The sequence below is a fragment of the uncultured Sulfitobacter sp. genome (genome assembly GCF_947499945.1).
GTDB lineage: Bacteria > Pseudomonadota > Alphaproteobacteria > Rhodobacterales > Rhodobacteraceae > Sulfitobacter.
This window is the reverse complement of the sequence record NZ_CANMQD010000001.1, coordinates 929,907-947,421: the sequence shown is the minus strand read 5'-3', so window position 1 is coordinate 947,421 and position 17,515 is coordinate 929,907. Positions and strand designations below refer to the sequence as shown.

19 protein-coding genes are annotated in these 17,515 nt (G+C 56.4%); 11 read left to right on the top strand and 8 right to left on the bottom strand.

Annotated features, from left to right (window positions below; genetic code table 11):
* Positions 1-8: 8 nt before the first annotated feature.
* The 4 genes from Q0775_RS04585 to Q0775_RS04570 all read right to left on the bottom strand — a co-directional run bounded on the left by Q0775_RS04585 (position 9) and on the right by Q0775_RS04570 (position 2,497).
* Positions 9-440, bottom strand: a complete 432-nt coding sequence (locus Q0775_RS04585; protein ID WP_298858178.1) for a hypothetical protein — start codon at positions 438-440, stop codon at positions 9-11.
* A 97-nt stretch (positions 441-537) separates the two neighbouring features.
* Positions 538-1,071: a hypothetical protein gene (locus tag Q0775_RS04580; RefSeq protein WP_298858176.1), complete on the bottom strand. Its 534-nt coding sequence runs from the start codon at positions 1,069-1,071 to the stop codon at positions 538-540.
* Positions 1,068-1,562 carry a hypothetical protein gene (locus Q0775_RS04575; protein ID WP_298858175.1) on the bottom strand — a complete coding sequence of 165 codons (495 nt, stop codon included), beginning with the start codon at positions 1,560-1,562 and terminating at the stop codon, positions 1,068-1,070. The genes Q0775_RS04580 and Q0775_RS04575 overlap by 4 nt, the downstream gene beginning before the upstream one ends.
* Positions 1,559-2,497 carry an aspartate carbamoyltransferase catalytic subunit gene (locus Q0775_RS04570; RefSeq protein WP_298858174.1) on the bottom strand — a complete coding sequence of 313 codons (939 nt, stop codon included), beginning with the start codon at positions 2,495-2,497 and terminating at the stop codon, positions 1,559-1,561. Before Q0775_RS04570 ends, Q0775_RS04575 begins: the two co-directional genes overlap by 4 nt.
* A gap of 107 nt (positions 2,498-2,604) precedes the next feature.
* On the opposite strand from Q0775_RS04570, the gene Q0775_RS04565 reads away from it, so the two are divergent.
* From Q0775_RS04565 to Q0775_RS04545, 5 genes are all read left to right on the top strand, one after another.
* The gene (locus tag Q0775_RS04565) at positions 2,605-3,381 is read left to right on the top strand and encodes a uracil-DNA glycosylase (protein ID WP_298858173.1); all 777 of its coding nucleotides are present in this window, start codon (positions 2,605-2,607) and stop codon (positions 3,379-3,381) included.
* Positions 3,378-3,983, top strand: coding sequence for a LysE family translocator (locus Q0775_RS04560; RefSeq protein ID WP_298858172.1), 606 nt, complete (start codon positions 3,378-3,380; stop codon positions 3,981-3,983). The genes Q0775_RS04565 and Q0775_RS04560 overlap by 4 nt, the downstream gene beginning before the upstream one ends.
* Before the next feature lie 3 nt (positions 3,984-3,986).
* Entirely contained in the window at positions 3,987-4,529 is a 543-nt protein-coding gene (gene moaB / locus Q0775_RS04555) for a molybdenum cofactor biosynthesis protein B (protein ID WP_298858171.1), read from the top strand.
* Positions 4,530-4,664: 135 nt separating this feature from the next.
* On the top strand, positions 4,665-6,116 hold the full coding sequence (locus tag Q0775_RS04550) for an HlyD family efflux transporter periplasmic adaptor subunit (protein WP_298858169.1): 1,452 nt from the start codon (positions 4,665-4,667) through the stop codon (positions 6,114-6,116).
* 3 nt (positions 6,117-6,119) lie between these two features.
* Positions 6,120-9,776, top strand: coding sequence for an efflux RND transporter permease subunit (locus tag Q0775_RS04545; RefSeq protein WP_298858168.1), 3,657 nt, complete (start codon positions 6,120-6,122; stop codon positions 9,774-9,776).
* 15 nt (positions 9,777-9,791) lie between these two features.
* Here the strand turns inward: Q0775_RS04545 and Q0775_RS04540 are convergent, their stop codons facing one another.
* Positions 9,792-10,598, bottom strand: coding sequence for a protein-disulfide reductase DsbD domain-containing protein (locus Q0775_RS04540; protein WP_298858167.1), 807 nt, complete (start codon positions 10,596-10,598; stop codon positions 9,792-9,794).
* Between the two features lie 137 nt (positions 10,599-10,735).
* Between Q0775_RS04540 and Q0775_RS04535 the strand changes: the two genes are divergently transcribed.
* A complete protein-coding gene (locus Q0775_RS04535) occupies positions 10,736-11,290 on the top strand; it encodes a YqgE/AlgH family protein (RefSeq protein WP_298858166.1) in 555 nt (184 codons plus the stop codon).
* Position 11,291: 1 nt separating this feature from the next.
* On the opposite strand, the gene Q0775_RS04530 is transcribed toward Q0775_RS04535, so the two are convergent.
* Positions 11,292-12,236: an L-threonylcarbamoyladenylate synthase gene (locus tag Q0775_RS04530; RefSeq protein ID WP_298858165.1), complete on the bottom strand. Its 945-nt coding sequence runs from the start codon at positions 12,234-12,236 to the stop codon at positions 11,292-11,294.
* A gap of 133 nt (positions 12,237-12,369) precedes the next feature.
* Here Q0775_RS04530 and Q0775_RS04525 point away from each other — a divergent pair, with 133 nt between their 5' ends.
* From Q0775_RS04525 to Q0775_RS04505, 5 genes are all read left to right on the top strand, one after another.
* Complete coding sequence (locus Q0775_RS04525; protein ID WP_298858164.1) at positions 12,370-14,085, top strand: acyl-CoA dehydrogenase; 1,716 nt, start codon at positions 12,370-12,372, stop codon at positions 14,083-14,085.
* A gap of 2 nt (positions 14,086-14,087) precedes the next feature.
* Positions 14,088-15,137 carry an MBL fold metallo-hydrolase gene (locus Q0775_RS04520; protein WP_298858163.1) on the top strand — a complete coding sequence of 350 codons (1,050 nt, stop codon included), beginning with the start codon at positions 14,088-14,090 and terminating at the stop codon, positions 15,135-15,137.
* A 10-nt stretch (positions 15,138-15,147) separates the two neighbouring features.
* Positions 15,148-15,612 carry a DUF6173 family protein gene (locus Q0775_RS04515; RefSeq protein WP_298858162.1) on the top strand — a complete coding sequence of 155 codons (465 nt, stop codon included), beginning with the start codon at positions 15,148-15,150 and terminating at the stop codon, positions 15,610-15,612.
* A gap of 102 nt (positions 15,613-15,714) precedes the next feature.
* Positions 15,715-15,849, top strand: coding sequence for an aa3-type cytochrome c oxidase subunit IV (locus Q0775_RS04510; protein ID WP_298858161.1), 135 nt, complete (start codon positions 15,715-15,717; stop codon positions 15,847-15,849).
* Between the two features lie 16 nt (positions 15,850-15,865).
* Positions 15,866-16,465: a hypothetical protein gene (locus Q0775_RS04505; protein ID WP_298858160.1), complete on the top strand. Its 600-nt coding sequence runs from the start codon at positions 15,866-15,868 to the stop codon at positions 16,463-16,465.
* On the opposite strand, the gene Q0775_RS04500 is transcribed toward Q0775_RS04505, so the two are convergent.
* Positions 16,454-16,780 carry an AzlD domain-containing protein gene (locus Q0775_RS04500; RefSeq protein WP_298858159.1) on the bottom strand — a complete coding sequence of 109 codons (327 nt, stop codon included), beginning with the start codon at positions 16,778-16,780 and terminating at the stop codon, positions 16,454-16,456. The two genes, Q0775_RS04505 and Q0775_RS04500, sit on opposite strands and share 12 nt — an antisense overlap.
* Complete coding sequence (locus Q0775_RS04495; protein ID WP_298858158.1) at positions 16,777-17,493, bottom strand: AzlC family ABC transporter permease; 717 nt, start codon at positions 17,491-17,493, stop codon at positions 16,777-16,779. The genes Q0775_RS04500 and Q0775_RS04495 overlap by 4 nt, the downstream gene beginning before the upstream one ends.
* Positions 17,494-17,515 lie beyond the last annotated feature (22 nt).

Here is a 17,515-nt window from a genome sequence, read left to right as displayed (position 1 = left end):
AATGTTGCTCACGGTGTCATGCGGTTTCGAGCTGCGATGATCTGAGCGGCAATCTCTTTGGGGCCGCTCACATAAGATATCCGAACACGCTGCCCGTCTGTGAGGAAAATTACCACGCTCCAGCCGAGGCGGGTGCGCACATCGACCACATCAGCGAGCGGTATCCGGACCTCACCATCGGGTCCGTGATGGATGACGGCATCAGTGCGAAGGTGCCAGCGGTCCTGGCGTGCAGCACGCCAGCGGGCGGGGTCCTCGAACCCGATATTATAGGCAAGCGCGAGGACAGGCGCGACATACATGACCTGCCAAAAACCCGTATACGTGCCGATGATCCAGCCAAACAAGAGCATAAGGCCAATCGTCAGCACCCCGACTATTGCGCAGCGCCGCACAAAAACTGCCAGTGTTGGTGTCCAAGCGGCGAGGGGATCGCTCATCCCGCCAACCAGACCATGCCTGCGGCCACTGCAAAGGCCACAAGAAGCGCTATCGTAGCGACGCGGCCAGACATCTTTGGATCGGGTTTGGGTTCTTTCATCGCAATATCCACCATATTATGAGAAGGGTGAGCAGGACTGCCGCCGCTGTAAAGGCACTGCCTGCCCGTGACCGTTGCGGTGCTTTCGGATCTTGAGAAACGCCGGAGTAAAGCTTGGATGCATCAGTCACGATCGGCGGTGCTATGTGTTTTGCCTTTGGCTCGGCATAGGTGCCGATGAGCGTCAGGTCATGGGTCGGCGTAAGTGTCACATCTCCCTTTGCACTCACTTTCGAGAAGACAAGCAGGACATATCCGTCAAGCGCTTCAAGTCGTGTAAAGTCTTGGCGCAGGGTATCTTTGTCAACATCATACCCTTCTGCGAGGTAGCCGTGAAGGCCGATACCTGTCAAATCAGATAGGGCAAATAATTCTATATCATCCTGCGACACCTCATGGCCCAACAACACGGAAGCGATCGCAGTCTTGTGTTGTTGCTTGAGAGCGTGAGCCATATCCGCAATCGGGCGCGAGATCGCAAAGACGCGGATTGTGCCATGCTCCGCGCTGGGGATCAGAATTTTTGTCATTTCGCGGCCTGCTTGAGGTGCGGCAGTAAGTCGTCGGCACCTTGGATGAAGTCAAACCCCAAAACATCGACCTTTTTCGGGCCATGCCTTAGGAAACTCACGCTGGAGGGAAGTGTGTTCTGCACGATCGGGGGGATCATCGCACTGCGCGGGTGCGCAGCAACGCGGGTTTCAGATCCCTCGACTTTGAAGAAAAGCACACGCTTGTCAGTCAATGCATAGCGGGTCGCTCTATAAGTGCGCAGCTGTTGCTGTGTCGCGCGAAGCGGGATGAGGACTAGCAGCGCGGGCAGGACCAGCAACCACATATCACCCTCACTTCCCGTTGTGTATATGATGAACCACGCCGCCGCCAGAAGCCCGACTGCGGCCATTGGGGCGGGGCCAAAAAAGCGCCAGTTGCGCCAGTGAAATTTTGGTTGGGGGCGACCCGACCAAAGTATTTTTTCATCTGCCTCTAATAGCTTATCCCAAAAACTTGATGTGGTCATGCGCGATTGGCAGCCAGATTGCGCGCTAGCAGGTCCATCGCGGCCATGCGCACTGCAACGCCCATCTCTACCTGATCCTGAATGACGCTGCGGTTGATGTCATCGGCCAATGTACCGTCAATTTCGACACCACGGTTCATCGGACCGGGGTGCATGACAATCGCGTCTGGCTTGGCGTGGGATAACTTTGCCTCATCAAGGCCAAAACGGTGGTAATACTCCCTTTCGCTGGGGATAAACCCGCCATCCATGCGCTCTTTTTGCAAGCGTAGCATCATGACGACATCTACATCTTTCAGCCCTTCTTCCATGTTGTCGAACACCTCTACGCCAAATTTGCCAATGCCCGAGGGCATCAGGGTGGGCGGTGCGATCAGGCGGATGCGGTTCTCCATCTTGCCCAACAACATGATATTGGACCGTGCCACGCGGCTGTGCGCGATATCTCCGCAGATGGCGATCGACAGGCGGTGCAGGCGACCCTTGGCACGGCGGATGGTAAGCGCATCAAGCAGCGCTTGGGTCGGGTGTTCATGGCGTCCGTCACCGGCATTGAGGACGGCGCAGTTCACTTTTTCAGCCAGTAGATCCACAGCTCCCGATTGCGGATGACGCACGACAAGCAGGTCTGGATGCATTGCATTCAGTGTCATGGCGGTATCAATCAGGGTCTCGCCCTTTTTAATTGAAGATGCCTGCATCGCCATGTTCATCACATCAGCGCCCAGCCGCTTACCCGCAATCTCAAAGCTTGCCTGGGTGCGGGTCGAATTCTCGAAGAACATGTTGATCTGTGTCAGCCCTTTGAGCGCCGATCCGTGCTTGTCCGGCATGCGGTTCTGCTCGGCATAGCTGTCGGCGAGGTCCAACAAAGTCGTGATTTCGGTGGGATGCAGCGGCTCGATACCAAGCAGGTGACGGTGGGGGAAGCTCATGAGGAAACCTTACGCTGTTTGCGCTGTTATAGGGAGGCGGGCGCAGACGGGCAAGAAGCGGTGCATGAGGCATTTTGATCTGTTGTCCAGAGGCGTAGAGTGTCGGCATGGAATCAGTTGAGTTTCACACGGCGCGTGCGCTTTTGGAGTGGCAGATTGAGCTGGGCGCGGATGAGTGCATCAGCGATATGCCTGTGGACCGCTATGCTTTGCCAGACAAACTTGCCAAGCCAAAGCAAGCGAACCCCAAGCCCCACCTCACACGGGGTCCCGTCAAGATGGAGAGCCGCGACGCGGTGGCAGAAGCCGAAGCGGCGGCAAATGGTGCCGACAGTCTGGAAGCTCTGCGCGCGGCGATGGAAGCATTTGAGTTGTGCGATCTGAAACGCGGTGCGCGAAATATGGTGTTCTCTGACGGTATTGCCGGGGCACCTGTTATGATCATTGGAGAAGCACCGGGCCGGGATGAGGATCGTATTGGCAAGCCGTTTGTTGGTGCGTCGGGTGTACTTTTGGACAAGATGTTTGCAGCTATCGGCATGGGGCGTACGAATGCCGATGCGCCGATCTATATTACAAACACTCTGCCATGGCGTCCCCCTCACAACCGCGACCCCAAGCCTGAAGAGATTGCGATGATGAAACCGTTTCTGCTGCGCCATATCGCATTGGCTGACCCTAAGGTGCTGGTCATTATGGGCAATTGGGCCTGTCAGGCCTTACTCGCAAAACGCGGCATCACACGGTTGCGGGGGCACTGGACGCAAGCTGTGGATAAACCTGCCTTACCGATGTGCCATCCTGCATATCTGCTGCGAAATACGGATGCAAAGCGAGATGCTTGGGCGGATTTGTTAAGCCTCAAAGCGGCTGTGGATAAGTGATAGATCCGGTAGTTCTTTTGGCCTTTGTGCCAGCGGCGCTGGCCCTAAATTTTACGCCTGGACCCGATATGATGCTGTGCCTTGCGCAAGGCATGCACGCTGGCCGTCAGGCGGCATGGGCGGCAAGTGCGGGCGTGAGTGCAGGTGCCTTCGTTCATGTAACAATAGCAGGGCTGGGCCTTGGGGCAGTCGTGGGCGCATTTCCATGGGCGTTTGAAATGATCCGCTGGGTCGGCGTGGCTTATCTGCTGTACCTCGCAGTTCAGGCATTCCGCAGCAGCACCGTCAAAGCGCGCGGTGCAGGCATGTCTCCGCTAAGGGCTTTTCGCGCTGGCTTTTTCACGAACCTGAGCAATTTCAAAGTGATCTGGTTCGTTCTTGCCTTTATTCCCCAATTTGTCGTTCCCGAAGCGGGGCCTGTATTTGCGCAGTTCCTTGCCTTTGGCGCGATGATCGCGCTGGGTGGCTTTGTGGTCAACGGAATGGTTGGCGCATATGCGGGGACGCTGGGCGCAAAACTGGTGAAATCGTCCAAGATTTTGGGCTATGTCACTGGCAGCATTTATGCAGCATTGGCCGCGCGTCTTGCGGTGATGGAGTAGGCGATGAGCAGAATAGACGAGAACAAAGATTTTATCGCGGTGCGGATTGCCGTGCTCACCGTGTCTGACACGCGCAGCATCGAGGAGGACCGCTCGGGTGATGTGCTGGTTAACCGGATTGCAGCGGCAGGGCATATACTGGCAGACCGCAAAATTCTGCGCGATGAGCGAGTCGATATCGCCGAGCAGCTGCGCAAGTGGTGCGCTGATCCGCAGATTGATGTTGTGATCTCAACAGGTGGCACAGGTCTGACAGGGCGCGATGTAACGGTCGAGGCCCACCGTGACGTTTATGAAAAAGAGATTGATGCGTTCGGCACAATCTTTACTATCGTGTCGATGCAGAAAATTGGCACCAGCGCAGTTCAGTCGCGTGCGACGGGTGGGGTGTCCAACGGTACTTATCTGTTCGCGTTGCCAGGCAGTCCGGGCGCCTGCAAAGACGCTTGGGACGAAATTTTGGAAAAGCAGCTCGATTACCGGCACCGCCCTTGTAACTTTGTCGAGATTTTGCCCCGTCTGGATGAGCACCACCGCCGCAAATAGGGCGATATCGCTTGGGTTTGTGTAAATACGTTACAGAAAAAAGTGACGGAAATTTGAACAGTGTGCGTATAAGGTTTGATTGGCAAACTGCAATGCCGCATTAAATCTCTATCAACTGGATATAACGGATACAGAATGCGTTTTCTGAGACAAAGTATGATTGGTCTGTTTCTGGCGGCTGTCACGCTGGGGTTGCTGGTGTGGGCTGTCCAGATGATTGGTGGTGCCGTTCAAACGCGGATGGCGGATACATCGGTGGCACCGCCGGCGCGCGAGCGGGTATTTAGCGTTAATGTAGTAAAAGCCGAAATGGGCACGCAATCACCTGTTCTTGAAAGTTTTGGCGAAATAGCAAGCCGTCGAACTCTTGAACTGCGGGCCGCTGATGGGGGCCGTGTGATAGGACTCGCCGATGGCTTCGAGGATGGCGGCGTCGTCAAAGCTGGCGATGTTTTGGTCAGACTTGATCCTGCGGATGCGCTCTCGGCGCTTCAGCGTGGACAGAGTGATTTGGCGGATGCACAAGCAGAAGCGCGGGATGCCGCACGCGGGCTAGAACTAGCCCGAGATGAGTTGTCAGCTGCCCAAGAGCAAGCTGACCTGCGCGTGCGTGCAGCCAAGCGTCAAACCGATCTGGTACAGCGCGGCGTGGGTACGACTGCTGCCGAAGAAACAGCGGAACTTGCGGCATCTGCTGCGCGACAAGCAGTACTGGCGCGCCGTCAGGCTCTAGCTCAGGCTGAGGCGCGTGTGGATCAGGCGACCACATCAATTGCACGTGTAGAGATTGCATTGGCAGAGGCTCAGAGGCGCTTGGATGATACCGTCATAACGGCGCCATTTGATGGTACCTTGAGCGGAGCAACAGTGGTGGAAGGGCGGCTGGTCACAATAAACGAGCGTCTGGCAGAATTAATAGACCCTGACGACCTCGAGGTTTCTTTCCGTTTGTCCACTGCGCAATATGCGCGACTGCTTGACACCGATGGTTCCATCTTGAAATCAGATGTGCGCGTTACTTTGGACGTTGCGGGGGTAGACCTTGAAGCGCGGGGCCGTGTGACGCGTACCTCCGCCGCAGCGGGGGAAGGACAAACCGGCCGTCTGGTTTTTGCGTCCCTTGAGAATCCCGTCGGGTTCAAACCCGGAGATTTTGTGACTTCTCGTGTACAAGAACCCCCCCTCGAAAACGTAATTTTACTGCCGTCTTCTGCTGTTGATGCTGCGGGAACGGTTCTGGTGCTGGGTGAAGAGGATCGGCTTGAGGCCGCCCGCGTCACCGTGCTGCGCCGTCAGGATGACGATGTTCTGGTGCGCGGTGATATTGTCGGCCGGGAAGTCGTCGAGGCGCGATCACCTCTGTTGGGTGCAGGCATTGCGGTTAAACCGCTGCGCAGGGGTGCTTTGCCGCCAGCAGAGCCCGAGATGCTGGAGCTCACTGAGGAGCGTCGTGCGAAACTCGTGGCTTTTGTCGAGGCAAACAAGCGGATGCCAGAGGATGCCAAGGCCCGCGTACTCGCTCAACTGAGCGAGGCTAAGGTCTCTGCAAAGGTTGTTGCGCGGATCGAAAGCAGGATGGGGGGATAACGCATGGCGCGGCCAATTCCAAAAACAGCAGGCGGGATACTCTCCTATTTTACACGCCATAAGACCGTAGCGAACCTCCTGCTTGTTTTGATGTTGGTCGCGGGTGTCACCGCTGCGCCAAACATGCGCGCCCAGTTTTTTCCTGATGTGATTGTCGATAATGTTTCGGTGACAACAGTGTGGCAGGGCGCTGGTGCCGAGGATGTAGATGAGGCAATCAGTCAAGTACTCGAGACTGCTTTGCTGGGCCTTGAAGGCGTTGAGAGTTCTTCGAGCACAGCGCGTGAAGGACGCAGCACGATTTCGCTTGAATTTGAGCCAGGTTGGGACATGGCGCGTGCCGCAGCGGACGTGCAAACAGCCGTCGATGCAATCACGATACTGCCAGAAGAGGCCGAGGAACCCGATGTGCGCCGTGGTGCATGGCGCGACCGTGTCACCGATGTTGTGATCACGGGGCCTGTTGGGCCAGAGCAGTTGGGCCGCTTTGCAGATGAGTTTGTGACTCGCCTTTTTGCGGCCGGGGTCACGCGTACCACTATCCAAGGTGTCGCCGCCCCACAAACACTCGTCGAAGTGCCCTCCTCAAAACTTGTTGGCTATGATGTGAGCATGGCGCAAATCGCGGCGGCAATTGCCGAGGAGGTCGATGCCGATCCGGCCGGTGATGTAGCAGGTGCGAATGCGCGTGTGCGCACAGGGACAGCAAAACGTACTCCGCAAGAAATCGAAGGCATCACTCTGCGATCAAATCCCGACGGCTCAAAGCTGTTGGTCGGTGATATCGCAACAGTTCGCGCGCAAGGTGTTGACCGTGAAATGGGATTTTTCGTAGGTGGCAATGCGGCGATATCCGTACGGGTGGACCGCTCGGATCGCGGCGATGCCATTGGTATTCAAGAGCAAGTCGAACAGGTCGCAGCTGAACTCCAAGCTGGCCTCCCTGAAGGTGTGTCGGTGGAGTTGATCCGGACGCGGGCAGCGGCAATAACAGGGCGTCTTGATCTTCTTATCGACAATGGTTTGATGGGGTTAGGCCTTGTGCTTGCGCTGTTGTTTTTGTTCCTCAACGCACGGACCGCATTTTGGGTCGCGGCAGGTATTCCTGTTGCGATGGGGGCCTCGATTGCCTTCATGTATCTCGGTGGCTTGACGATCAATATGATCTCGCTGTTCGGTCTTATTATCACGTTGGGCATCGTTGTAGATGATGCGATTGTTGTTGGAGAACATGCCGATCACCGCTACCGCCTCGGCGGGATGAGTGCGGCAGAAGCGGCCGAGGGTGCAGCACAGCGCATGGCGATGCCGGTATTTGCGGCGACACTTACGACGATCATCGCGTTCTTTGGTTTGGTGGCTGTAGGGGGGCGTTTTGGTGATCTTATCCGCGATATTCCGTTTACGGTGATTGCCGTTTTGATCGCGTCCCTGATCGAGTGTTTTCTAATTCTGCCTCACCACATGAAAAATGCTCTGGAGAGTATCGAAGAACGCTCAAAGTTTTCGATGTCAAAGTTGGTTGTGGGCGGCATTGTCTCTGCGATTGTAGCGACTGTGCTTATCACGGCTGCGATCTTTGGAATAATTTCCGGATTTTTGTGGATCACAAGCGCTGATGTGAGCGAGGCCTATGGTCTGTTGTCGGGCAGTGCAGCGGCCCTGACTGGGATCACGCTGGTCCTTATCGGCGGGTATCTGGCCACCCGCCCTGCGCGCCTGCGGGCGATGGTGCAGGCCATTGGACGTTATGGGATTGATACGCCTTCCACAGTGATTAATGGCGGCTTTGTTTGGATGCGCGAGCGTCTGTTCCGCCCGTTTATGGCCCTTGTAATCAAGGCGCGTTATGTGGTGTTGGCTGGCGTTGTTGTTGTGCTGGCCAGTCAGGTTGCGCTGTTCATCAGGGGCGATGTGCAGTGGCGCTTCTTCAACGCGCCCGAGCGCGGTTCTGTGACTGGCAATTTCATCATGGCGGAAGGGGCCACCCGTGCCGATACACTTGAGATGATGCGCGAGATGCAGCGTGCCACGGATGCCGTAGCAGCCAAGTTGGAGGAAGAGCACGGCACCAACCCGCTTGATTATGTCATGGCACAGGTCGGTGGAAACGGCGGGCGGGGATTGTCCGCTGCGGACGGCAAAGATGCAGATTTGCTTGGTGGGATTTCGATTGAATTGATCGACGCTGATTTGCGTCCCTATTCAAGCTTTGCTTTTGTCGCGCAGTTGCAGGACGAGGTGATTAATCATCCCTTAGTCGAGACAGTAAGCTTCCGCGGCTGGCGCTCTGGTCCGGGTGGTGACGCGTTGTCGGTTGAATTCTACGGAGCCGAGACGCAGACGCTCAAAAACGCTTCAGAAGCGCTTCAAACGGCCTTGCTTCAATATCCCGAAGTGAGTGCAGTTCAGGACAACCTCGCCTATGATAAAGAGGAGCTTATTCTAGACCTGACGCCGCAAGGATTGGCGCTGGGCTTCACCATTGATCAGCTTGGGCGTGTGTTGCGTAACCGCCTCGGTGGGATTGAAGCGGCAACGTATCCCGACGGCCCGCGGTCGGCTACGATACGGGTTGAGTTGCCTGAAGGGGAGTTGACGGCTGATTTTCTGGATCGTACCCAGATGCGCACAGCGGCGGGAAATTATGTAGCACTCAGCGATATCGTGAGCGTCCAGCAGCGCACAGGATTTAGCACCGTGCGGCGCGAGAACGGGATCCGGTTGATCTCGGTGACGGGGGATATCTCCGAGGACAACGCCGACCGTGCGACAGAAATTGGAGCGGCACTGGCCGAGGATATCTTGCCGCGCATCGCCTCCGAGTTGCAGGTGGAATATCGCATCGCAGGTCTGAGCGAGCAGGAAGACCAGTTCCTTCAGGATGCAATGACGGGACTAATTTTATGTCTAACTGGTATTTTTCTGGTGCTTGCATGGGTCTTTGGCAGCTGGACGCGCCCCTTGGTTGTCATGGCAATTATTCCGTTCGGGTTGGTTGGCACAATTTATGGACACCACGCGTGGGATGTCCCGCTAAGCATGTTTACGGTCGTCGGCCTTTTGGGAATGACGGGGATTATCATCAACGATTCAATTGTATTGGTGACGACGATTGATGAATATGCGCAGGACCGCGGGCTTATCCCGTCTATCATAGATGGTGCCGCTGACCGTTTGCGCCCTGTGATGTTGACGACGCTCACAACTGTCTTGGGCATGGCACCGCTCCTGTTTGAGCGCAGCCAACAGGCACAGTTTCTAAAACCCACGGTGATCACACTGGTTTACGGCCTTGGGTTCGGAATGCTGTTGGTGCTGCTGGTTGTTCCAGCGCTGGTAGCGGCGCAACATGATGTTGCCCGTCAGATTGCGGCGATGAGACGCGGTATGCGAGCGCGGGCACGCGGTTTGCAACTGGGTCTGGTTGCGCTTTGGGCGTTGGTTCTGGGATGGGGTGCGCTCACACTGGGCCATGCGACGCTTAAGGGTGTGCTTTTTCCGGCGCTGCTTGCTGCACTGCCCACATTGGCAGGACAATCTGTCATGGTGGCGGCGTTCGCATTGTTTGTCGTAGGTGCCGCTATCGTCGCCCTTTTGGGATACCTGATTGGTGGTCTTGTGATGATGCTTCGCAAACCCAGCATCGCGACAGAGTAGCAGCTCTTTAGCGCCTCAGCTTGGTGTACAGCCTATCAGGTCAACCGCATGGGACGATCCCAAAACCGTAAAACGGATCGCAGAGCGATCGAGCGCAAAGGCGCCCTGAGCACCTGATACCATTTCAGCCTGTGCTGTCAGTGTGTTGCCACTGCGACGTGATACAGCTTCGGACACCCAAATGTCAGGGCGACCTGCTTCAATCACGACATGCTCTCTGCCGCCAGTCGTGGGAAGGGTGAGCGTGGCAGTAATGTTCAGGCCATCTTCTGAGGGGCTGATCGCACAAGTGACGTTGCGTGCGCCCGCTTCTTTGGCAGAGTAAGGGCGTTCGGCCAAGGCTGCCGCAATCGCGGGAACAGGTGTTGTTGCATCGCTGTTAAGCGTTCCTTTTATGGAAAGAGTTTGAGGCACACAGATATCTTTGCATACACCAATTTCCATTTTGAGGTTAATCTCGACCGGCTTGCCTAACCGCTTTGGCGCAACGGCCAATGGCAGGGTGACCTGATTGGAATAGCCAACAGAGCGCATGCCATTTTGCTCGAACACTTTTGGTGTGGGCCAGCTTACAGTGACCCCCGCCAGATTACGTGATCCGTTCCATTTGAAATCTGGCGGAATACCTGCGTCACCGGGTGCGCGCCAATATGTCTTCCATCCTTGCGCCATCGTCAGGCGAATTGCACTCACGCGAGTACCGTCCGCCTGTTGCCAGCCGTCAATCAACTCTGCAGTTACGGGAACGCCAACTGGATCGCCTGCATGGGCAACGGTAGCAGTTGTAATAAGGGCGGTGGCGCAGAGTATGGATTTGATCATGCATCCTGTGTGACGCGGCCCGATGCTTTTGCCAAGTCACAACTCAGTCAGCTATGTTTCGCTGATGGTACTTGCAGGGGCGATCCGCGCTGGTCAAAGTGGCAGAGGGCGACAGGCTTGAGCGGCAGGAGGCAGCTATGGATCTGACAGGACAGCTTTTGATTGCGATGCCAGGGATGGATGATCCGCGCTTTGCCCGTTCGGTTGTGTTTATCTGCGCGCATTCGGATGAGGGTGCGATGGGGGTCATCATTAACAAACACGTGGGCGACATGACCCTGCGCGAAGTGTTTGCCCGTATTGAAATCACCGCCAGCACTGGGCCAGTGTCGACGCCTGTGCATTTCGGTGGCCCTGTTGAGACAAAGCGCGGATTTGTCCTGCACCTCGATAAAACCCGTCTCTCGCCAGAGCCTTTGATAATCCCGGGTGGATATGTCCTCACGGCGACACGCGATATTCTGGAGGATATTGCAACAGGGAAGGGGCCGACGCCCTTCTTGTTCGCGGTGGGTTATGCGGGCTGGGGAGCGGGTCAGCTAGAGCAGGAAATTGCCGCAAATGGCTGGCTCACGGCCGCCGCGTCAGAGGATTTGGTGTTCGACACGCAAACCGAACTGATCTGGGATGCGTCATTGCGCAGCATCGGCATTGATCCCGTGAGCCTTTCTGGCGCTGCGGGGCGTGCCTGATCTAGTCGCGGGGGGCTGCGGCGCGGGCGAGGCGGTCATTGATGGCGCGGCCCAACCCCTCCATCGGAATCGGTGCCACAGCAATCGGCCCGCCCAATGCATCAAGCCGGTGCAAATGCCCAAACAGGTTTGCCGCCGCCTCTGTCAGGTCACCAGATTCAGAGAGGTTTAAATCACCTGAGATATTGCCAAAACCCAGCATGTGTTCGTCAGGACGTGCTTGTGCGGCGTTAAGGCGAACATTCCCTTGCGGTGCGTAATGAGATGCCATCTGACCGGGGGCGGTGATCTTGCTCTCATCCCCGTGCCGCAGGGGTTGGCCCAAAACCGCTTCGATCGCTTCGCTGGACACACCGCCACTGCGCAACAAGACAGCAGGTCCATCCATCAGTCCGATGATTGTACTTTCGACACCGACAGGACAAGCGCCCCCTTCCACCACTGCGGCAATGCGTCCGTCCAAACCCGAAAGAACATGCTCGGATGTGGTCGGGCTGATCCGTCCTGATGGATTGGCCGATGGCGCGGCAACAGGTCCACCAAATGCTGTGAGTAAGGCCCGCGCTACGGTGTGCTCAGGCACTCGAAGGCCGACGGAGGACAGCCCCGCAGTGACCAAGGGCGACAGGCCATTATCAGCACAAAGCGGGAGAACAAGGGTCAAAGGCCCCGGCCAGAATGCAGCGGCAAGTGCAGCTGCTTCAGGCGACCATTCCGCATATTTTTGTGCCATTGAAACATCTGCGACATGCACGATGAGCGGGTTGAAGGATGGGCGGCCTTTCGCAGTGTAGATGGCGGCCACCGCTTCTCCCTGTCGCGCATCAGCGCCAAGGCCGTAGACAGTCTCTGTGGGGAAGGCGACTAAGGCACCTGCCTCTAGCAGCTCAGCCGCGCGGTCGATGCCGGTTTCAGTTGCAGATAGGCGTTCGGTTTGTTGTGTCACTGTCTGCTCCTGCCTTGTCTGACGCGGCGTTTTGGTTGCAGTTCGCCTGATTGCTCACCAACCTGTTGTTATGCTGCGTCGAGCGAAATAGTTTGACCGCAGCTGAACCGCCTTCCACTTGAAAGAGACCCTTATGACGTATCGCGCACCTGTTGAAGACTACAATTTTCTGTTCGAGCATGTTGTGGGGCTGACCGCGCTGCGTGCGACCGAGCGGTTTGGCGATGCGACGGACGATGTGACCCGCGCGATTCTCACTGAGGCGGGCAAGCTTTGTGAAGAAGTGCTGGCCCCGCTTCAGCGCACAGGCGATGTACATCCTGCCCATCTGGAAAATGGCGTGGTGCGGACTTCGCCGGGTTTTCATGAGGGGTTCAAGGCGATTGCCGAGGGCGGATGGGTCGGCATGTCGGCCAATCCCGAGTATGGCGGCATGGGTCTGCCAATGGCGCTCACCGCGGCTGTGGGCGAGATGATGAGCGGCTCTTGCCTATCGTTGCAACTGGCTCCAATGCTGACCCAAGGGCAGATTGAAGCGCTTGAGCATCATGCGAGCGATACGCTCAAAGAGTTGTACCTGCCAAAACTGATCAGTGGCGAATGGACCGGAACCATGAACCTGACCGAACCGCAGGCAGGATCGGATGTTGGGGCGTTGACGACCAAAGCCGAAGAAAACGGAGACGGTACTTTCGCCGTCACAGGCCAGAAAATCTATATCACATGGGGTGATCACGATTTTGGAGGCAACGTTTGTCATCTGGTTCTAGCGCGGCTTGCAGGTGCACCTGCTGGTGTGCGCGGGATAAGCCTGTTTCTTGTGCCAAAACTGTTGCCTGATGCCGATGGTAATCCAGGTCAGCGCAATGGTGTGAGCGTTGTCAGTCTTGAGCACAAGATGGGCCTGCACGGCTCCCCAACATGCGTTATGCAATATGACGCCGCCACTGGATGGCTTGTGGGTGAAGAAAATGGCGGCATGGCAGCGATGTTTACAATGATGAACAATGCGCGGCTGGGTGTCGGCGGGCAGGGGATTGGGATTGCCGATGCTTCCTACCAGCACGCGCTGGCCTATGCGCAGGACCGCAAGCAGGGCAAAACCAGCGCGCCTGCGGAAAAAGACTCCATTCTGGGCCACGCGGATGTGCGGCGTATGCTGACCACCATGAAGGCCGAGATATTTGCTGCGCGGGCTATTGCGGTCTGCAACGCAGTTGCCATTGATATGGCCACAGCAACGGGTGACAAAGTGTGGAAAGCGCGTGCAGCACTCCTGACCCCGATCACAAAAGCATTTGGTACAGACACAGGCATTGCTGTGGCGGATATGGGCCTTCAGGTGCACGGTGGCATGGGTTTTGTAGAGGAGACAGGGGCCGCGCAGTTCTGTCGCGACGTGCGTGTTACGGCAATCTATGAAGGGACCAACGGCATTCAGGCAATGGACCTTGTGGCGCGCAAAATGATGGATGGCGGTGAGGCGGCGATGGCCTTGCTGGATGAAATCTCCGAAGATGTCGAAGCGGCCAAGGCGGTCTTTCCACGTCTCGCCAATGATGTCTGGGAAGCCACAGAGAGCATGCGTGAGGCGACAGAATGGCTTGTTTCACAAACTGATTTGCAAGAGCGTTTTGCTGGGGCGGTGCCATACCTGCATGCTTTTGCCCGAATTCTGGGCGCACATCTTCACCTTAAGGCAGCAGTGGCCGAGCGAGGCGGCGCACGTGAAAAGCTGGCGCGTTTTTACATTCAACGCATGCTGCCCGAACATACTGCGCTGCTGGCCCATGCACAGGCGGGAGCGGAAGACCTATACGCGCTGACCGCAGAAGAATTGGCAGGATAATCATGGCTGAACGCCCCGCGCCCGAAGGTCTGCGTTATCCATGGGAGGTGCCACCCGTCGGAACAGAGGCGATCGAAGTCGCACCCGGTGTGCTGTGGATGCGCCTGCCGCTGCCAATGAAGCTCGACCACGTCAACGTCTATGCGCTGGACGAGGGCGACAGTTGGACCATTATCGACACGGGGTTCTCCTCAAAGAAATCCAAAAGCATCTGGACCGAGATTTTGGCGGGGCCGCTGGGGGGCAAACCGGTCAGCCGCGTTGTGGTGACGCACCACCATCCCGATCACATCGGGTTGGCGGGCTGGTTCCAGACCGAGCATGGGGCAGAGCTGGTGACGACCCGCACGGCATGGCTCACGGCGCGCATGCTGACGCTGGATGTGCAGGATGTCCCCAATGAAGAGAGCCTTGCCTTCTACCGCTCTGCGGGTATGGAAGCTGCGATTTATACAAAGCGGGCCAAAGACCGCCCGTTTAATTTTGCTGATATCGTCGATCCGCTGCCGCTGGGATACACACGGATCAAGCAGGACGACACGATCGAGCTGGGTGGCCGTTTGTGGGATGTGCATATGGGCAACGGCCACGCGCCAGAGCACGCAACCTTCTGGAGCCGTGATGATAACCTGGTTATCGCTGGCGACCAAATTCTCCCCTCCATCAGCCCGAATGTTGGCGTTTACGCCACCGAACCGATGGCTGATCCGATTGGTGAATGGCTTGAGGCATGCGAGCGGTTGGCCCTGCTGGGACGTGCCGATCATCTGGTGTTGGGCGGCCACAAAGTACCCTTTACAGGCCTGCCAAAGCGAATGAACATGCTGATCGACAACCACCACGGTGCGCTGCGCCGTCTGCTCGACTACATCTGCACGCCCAAGACCGCGGGCGAGGTTTTCTCACCGTTGTTCAAAAGAGCGATAGGTGAGGGTGAATATGGCCTTGCGCTGGTTGAAGCCTTTGCCCATTTGAGCCACCTTCACCAGACGGGCCTTGCCACGCGCACACAGCGCGACGATGGTGCATGGCTGTATCAGCGTAAAGCGTAGAGGGTGAGTTATGGGTGACCAGATCAAGACAGCGGCAGAAGCACATGAGACAAGTGCCCTGCCGCGTGTGCACGAAGTACACAACGACCCTGCGGCGAAAAACGCCAAGGATCAACCTGTACCAAAGGGTGTTTCGGGCAAGCCTGTGGAAAAGAAATCCCCCGCGCAATGGGCCTACGAGCGCACAGTGTTGTATCTCAAGAAGTTCGAGGAAGGCCTTGATGACGATCACGAAATCGCCATGGGATTTGCAGGAACGGACGCTGGCGTGCTCAAGATTGAGGGCATGGGGTTCTTCGATCCTGATGTGGTGACTTTCTACGGTGCAGACGCAGCAGGCGTAAAGATGCAGCTGGTCCAGCACGTGAGCCAGCTGAATGTTGTTTTCCGAGCTCTGCCAAAGACGGTCGAGGCAGAAGCCCCCAATCGCATCGGCTTTAAGCTGTTGGCTGATCTGGATCGGGACGAGGTATAAACGCGGCATCTTAGACATATGCGCCAAATCTGGCGTGACAGCGGCAGGAAAATGCCGTAATCAGCCGTAAAACCAAGCCAACTATGACAAGAGGGACTTCCGATGGCCGAACATGAACATGGCACGATGAAAACTGACGTGCAGGAAAAGACATTTAACGGCTTCGTTACTTTTGTCACACGCGCTTGCATGGTAATCATTGGTATTCTGCTTTTTCTGGCTCTTTTCGCACGCTAAACCGATTGTATAACTGATGATTAAACCACTCCTTGCGTCCTTGATGTGCGCAGCCTTTTTGGCTGGCTGTGCAGAAAAGGGAAAAGAATCGCCACAAGCGCAGATTGAAGCAGGGATACATACGCATCAGGGCCCCCCAAAACTGACGTTGATCACGATGATCAATAACCGGACCGGTGCAGGCGGGCACAGTGCGTTGTTGGTTCAGGGTCAGCAGTCTGTGATTTTTGATCCCGCAGGTTCTTTCGAACACGAGAAGATACCCGAGCGTGGTGATGTCTTGTACGGCATGTCACCGAATTGGATCCAGATTTATAAATCTGCCCATGCGCGTAGTGACTTTCATGTCGTCTCCCAAGAGTTTGTCGTGACACCCGCACAAGCAGCGCGCGCGATGCAGTTGGTGCGGTCGAATGGTGCGGTGCCAAGCGCGTTTTGTGCGAACGCTACCTCTGGCATTCTCAAACAGATCCCCGGTTTTCAGTCGATCCAGCAGGGGTTTTATCCACTCAAGCTGATGGAACAGGTAGAGCGATTGCCCGGTGTAAAAACTTCGCGCTATTATGAAGATGACCAAGGTAATGTTCGCGACGGCGTCAAAGGTCTATCCGATTAGATAAAGCAGCCCGTAAAGAGTGACTGCACCGCTAAGCACAGCCATCAAAACATTCTTTGTGACCAATCCAATCAGCAAGGCCGCTGTTGCCGCTGCCGCGCGTGGAATATCAAACACACCGTCAGTCGCGACAGGCCAGACGACCTGTGGCGCCACCAGTGCAGGGAGGATCGCGACTGCGGTATAGCGCAAGTGCCGCAGCAGCCAATCGGGCATCGCGCGGTCGCCTACCAATCCGGTAAAGACAAAGCGCAAGCCAAAGCTGCCTAGCCCCAGCACGATGATCACAGTCCAGAGTGTACCTGTTTCGATCATTTAGCATTTCCTTTGCGCTCAAGCCACAGTTCGGTTTGCGCACCTGCCATCATACCTGCCGTCCCTGCAATGATCAGCCCGAGCGAGTAGGGCACACCAGCAGCGAGCAAAGCGACAACAACAGCGACCAGTGCCGCTACTACGTGAGCCGCCGTGCGGAACATGGGTGCGATCATAGCTAGGAAGGTGATGGGAATGGCGAAATCCAGCGCCCAGCTGTCAGGGATTTGAGTGCCCAGCACAGCACCAACATATGTGAACAGATACCAAAGCGGCACGATCGGCGTTACCGCCCCTAGAAAGTATGAAACCCGTGCCGCGACTGTCATATCCGGCTCACGCTCGAACTTGGATACGCCCACCACATAGGATTGATCCACCGTGAGATAGGCACAAAGAGCACGCTGCCAAAGCGGTGCTGCGCCGATGTAAGGGGTGAGGGAGGCGGAATACATCGCCATACGCAGGTTCACCGCAAGCGCAGAGATTAGCACAATCACAGTCGGCGCATTCTCTTGCATAAGCTGAAGTGCTGTGAATTGTGCCGCGCCTGCAATGACGACAATCGAGAAGGCCATCGTCTCCACCACACTCAAACCTGCCTCAGACGCAAGCACGCCAAACAGCGATGCAAACGGAATGATCACCAGAATGAACGGGCTGCTGTCGATGATCCCTTGACGGTAGGGGGATTTGCGGGTGGTAGAGGTCATGCGATGCCCTTAGATTAGAGGC

Coding starts and splice junctions, on each gene's coding strand:
- Q0775_RS04505 (WP_298858160.1), top strand. CDS start 15,866: ATGATTAAACCACTCCTTGCGTCCTTGATGTGCGCAGCCTTTTTGGCT.
- Q0775_RS04575 (WP_298858175.1), bottom strand. CDS start 1,562: ATGACCACATCAAGTTTTTGGGATAAGCTATTAGAGGCAGATGAAAAA.
- Q0775_RS04580 (WP_298858176.1), bottom strand. CDS start 1,071: ATGACAAAAATTCTGATCCCCAGCGCGGAGCATGGCACAATCCGCGTC.
- Q0775_RS04545 (WP_298858168.1), top strand. CDS start 6,120: ATGGCGCGGCCAATTCCAAAAACAGCAGGCGGGATACTCTCCTATTTT.
- Q0775_RS04515 (WP_298858162.1), top strand. CDS start 15,148: ATGGGTGACCAGATCAAGACAGCGGCAGAAGCACATGAGACAAGTGCC.
- Q0775_RS04525 (WP_298858164.1), top strand. CDS start 12,370: ATGACGTATCGCGCACCTGTTGAAGACTACAATTTTCTGTTCGAGCAT.
- Q0775_RS04535 (WP_298858166.1), top strand. CDS start 10,736: ATGGATCTGACAGGACAGCTTTTGATTGCGATGCCAGGGATGGATGAT.
- Q0775_RS04585 (WP_298858178.1), bottom strand. CDS start 440: ATGAGCGATCCCCTCGCCGCTTGGACACCAACACTGGCAGTTTTTGTG.
- Q0775_RS04500 (WP_298858159.1), bottom strand. CDS start 16,780: ATGATCGAAACAGGTACACTCTGGACTGTGATCATCGTGCTGGGGCTA.
- moaB (WP_298858171.1), top strand. CDS start 3,987: ATGAGCAGAATAGACGAGAACAAAGATTTTATCGCGGTGCGGATTGCC.
- Q0775_RS04495 (WP_298858158.1), bottom strand. CDS start 17,493: ATGACCTCTACCACCCGCAAATCCCCCTACCGTCAAGGGATCATCGAC.
- Q0775_RS04565 (WP_298858173.1), top strand. CDS start 2,605: ATGGAATCAGTTGAGTTTCACACGGCGCGTGCGCTTTTGGAGTGGCAG.
- Q0775_RS04570 (WP_298858174.1), bottom strand. CDS start 2,497: ATGAGCTTCCCCCACCGTCACCTGCTTGGTATCGAGCCGCTGCATCCC.
- Q0775_RS04510 (WP_298858161.1), top strand. CDS start 15,715: ATGGCCGAACATGAACATGGCACGATGAAAACTGACGTGCAGGAAAAG.
- Q0775_RS04550 (WP_298858169.1), top strand. CDS start 4,665: ATGCGTTTTCTGAGACAAAGTATGATTGGTCTGTTTCTGGCGGCTGTC.
- Q0775_RS04540 (WP_298858167.1), bottom strand. CDS start 10,598: ATGATCAAATCCATACTCTGCGCCACCGCCCTTATTACAACTGCTACC.
- Q0775_RS04520 (WP_298858163.1), top strand. CDS start 14,088: ATGGCTGAACGCCCCGCGCCCGAAGGTCTGCGTTATCCATGGGAGGTG.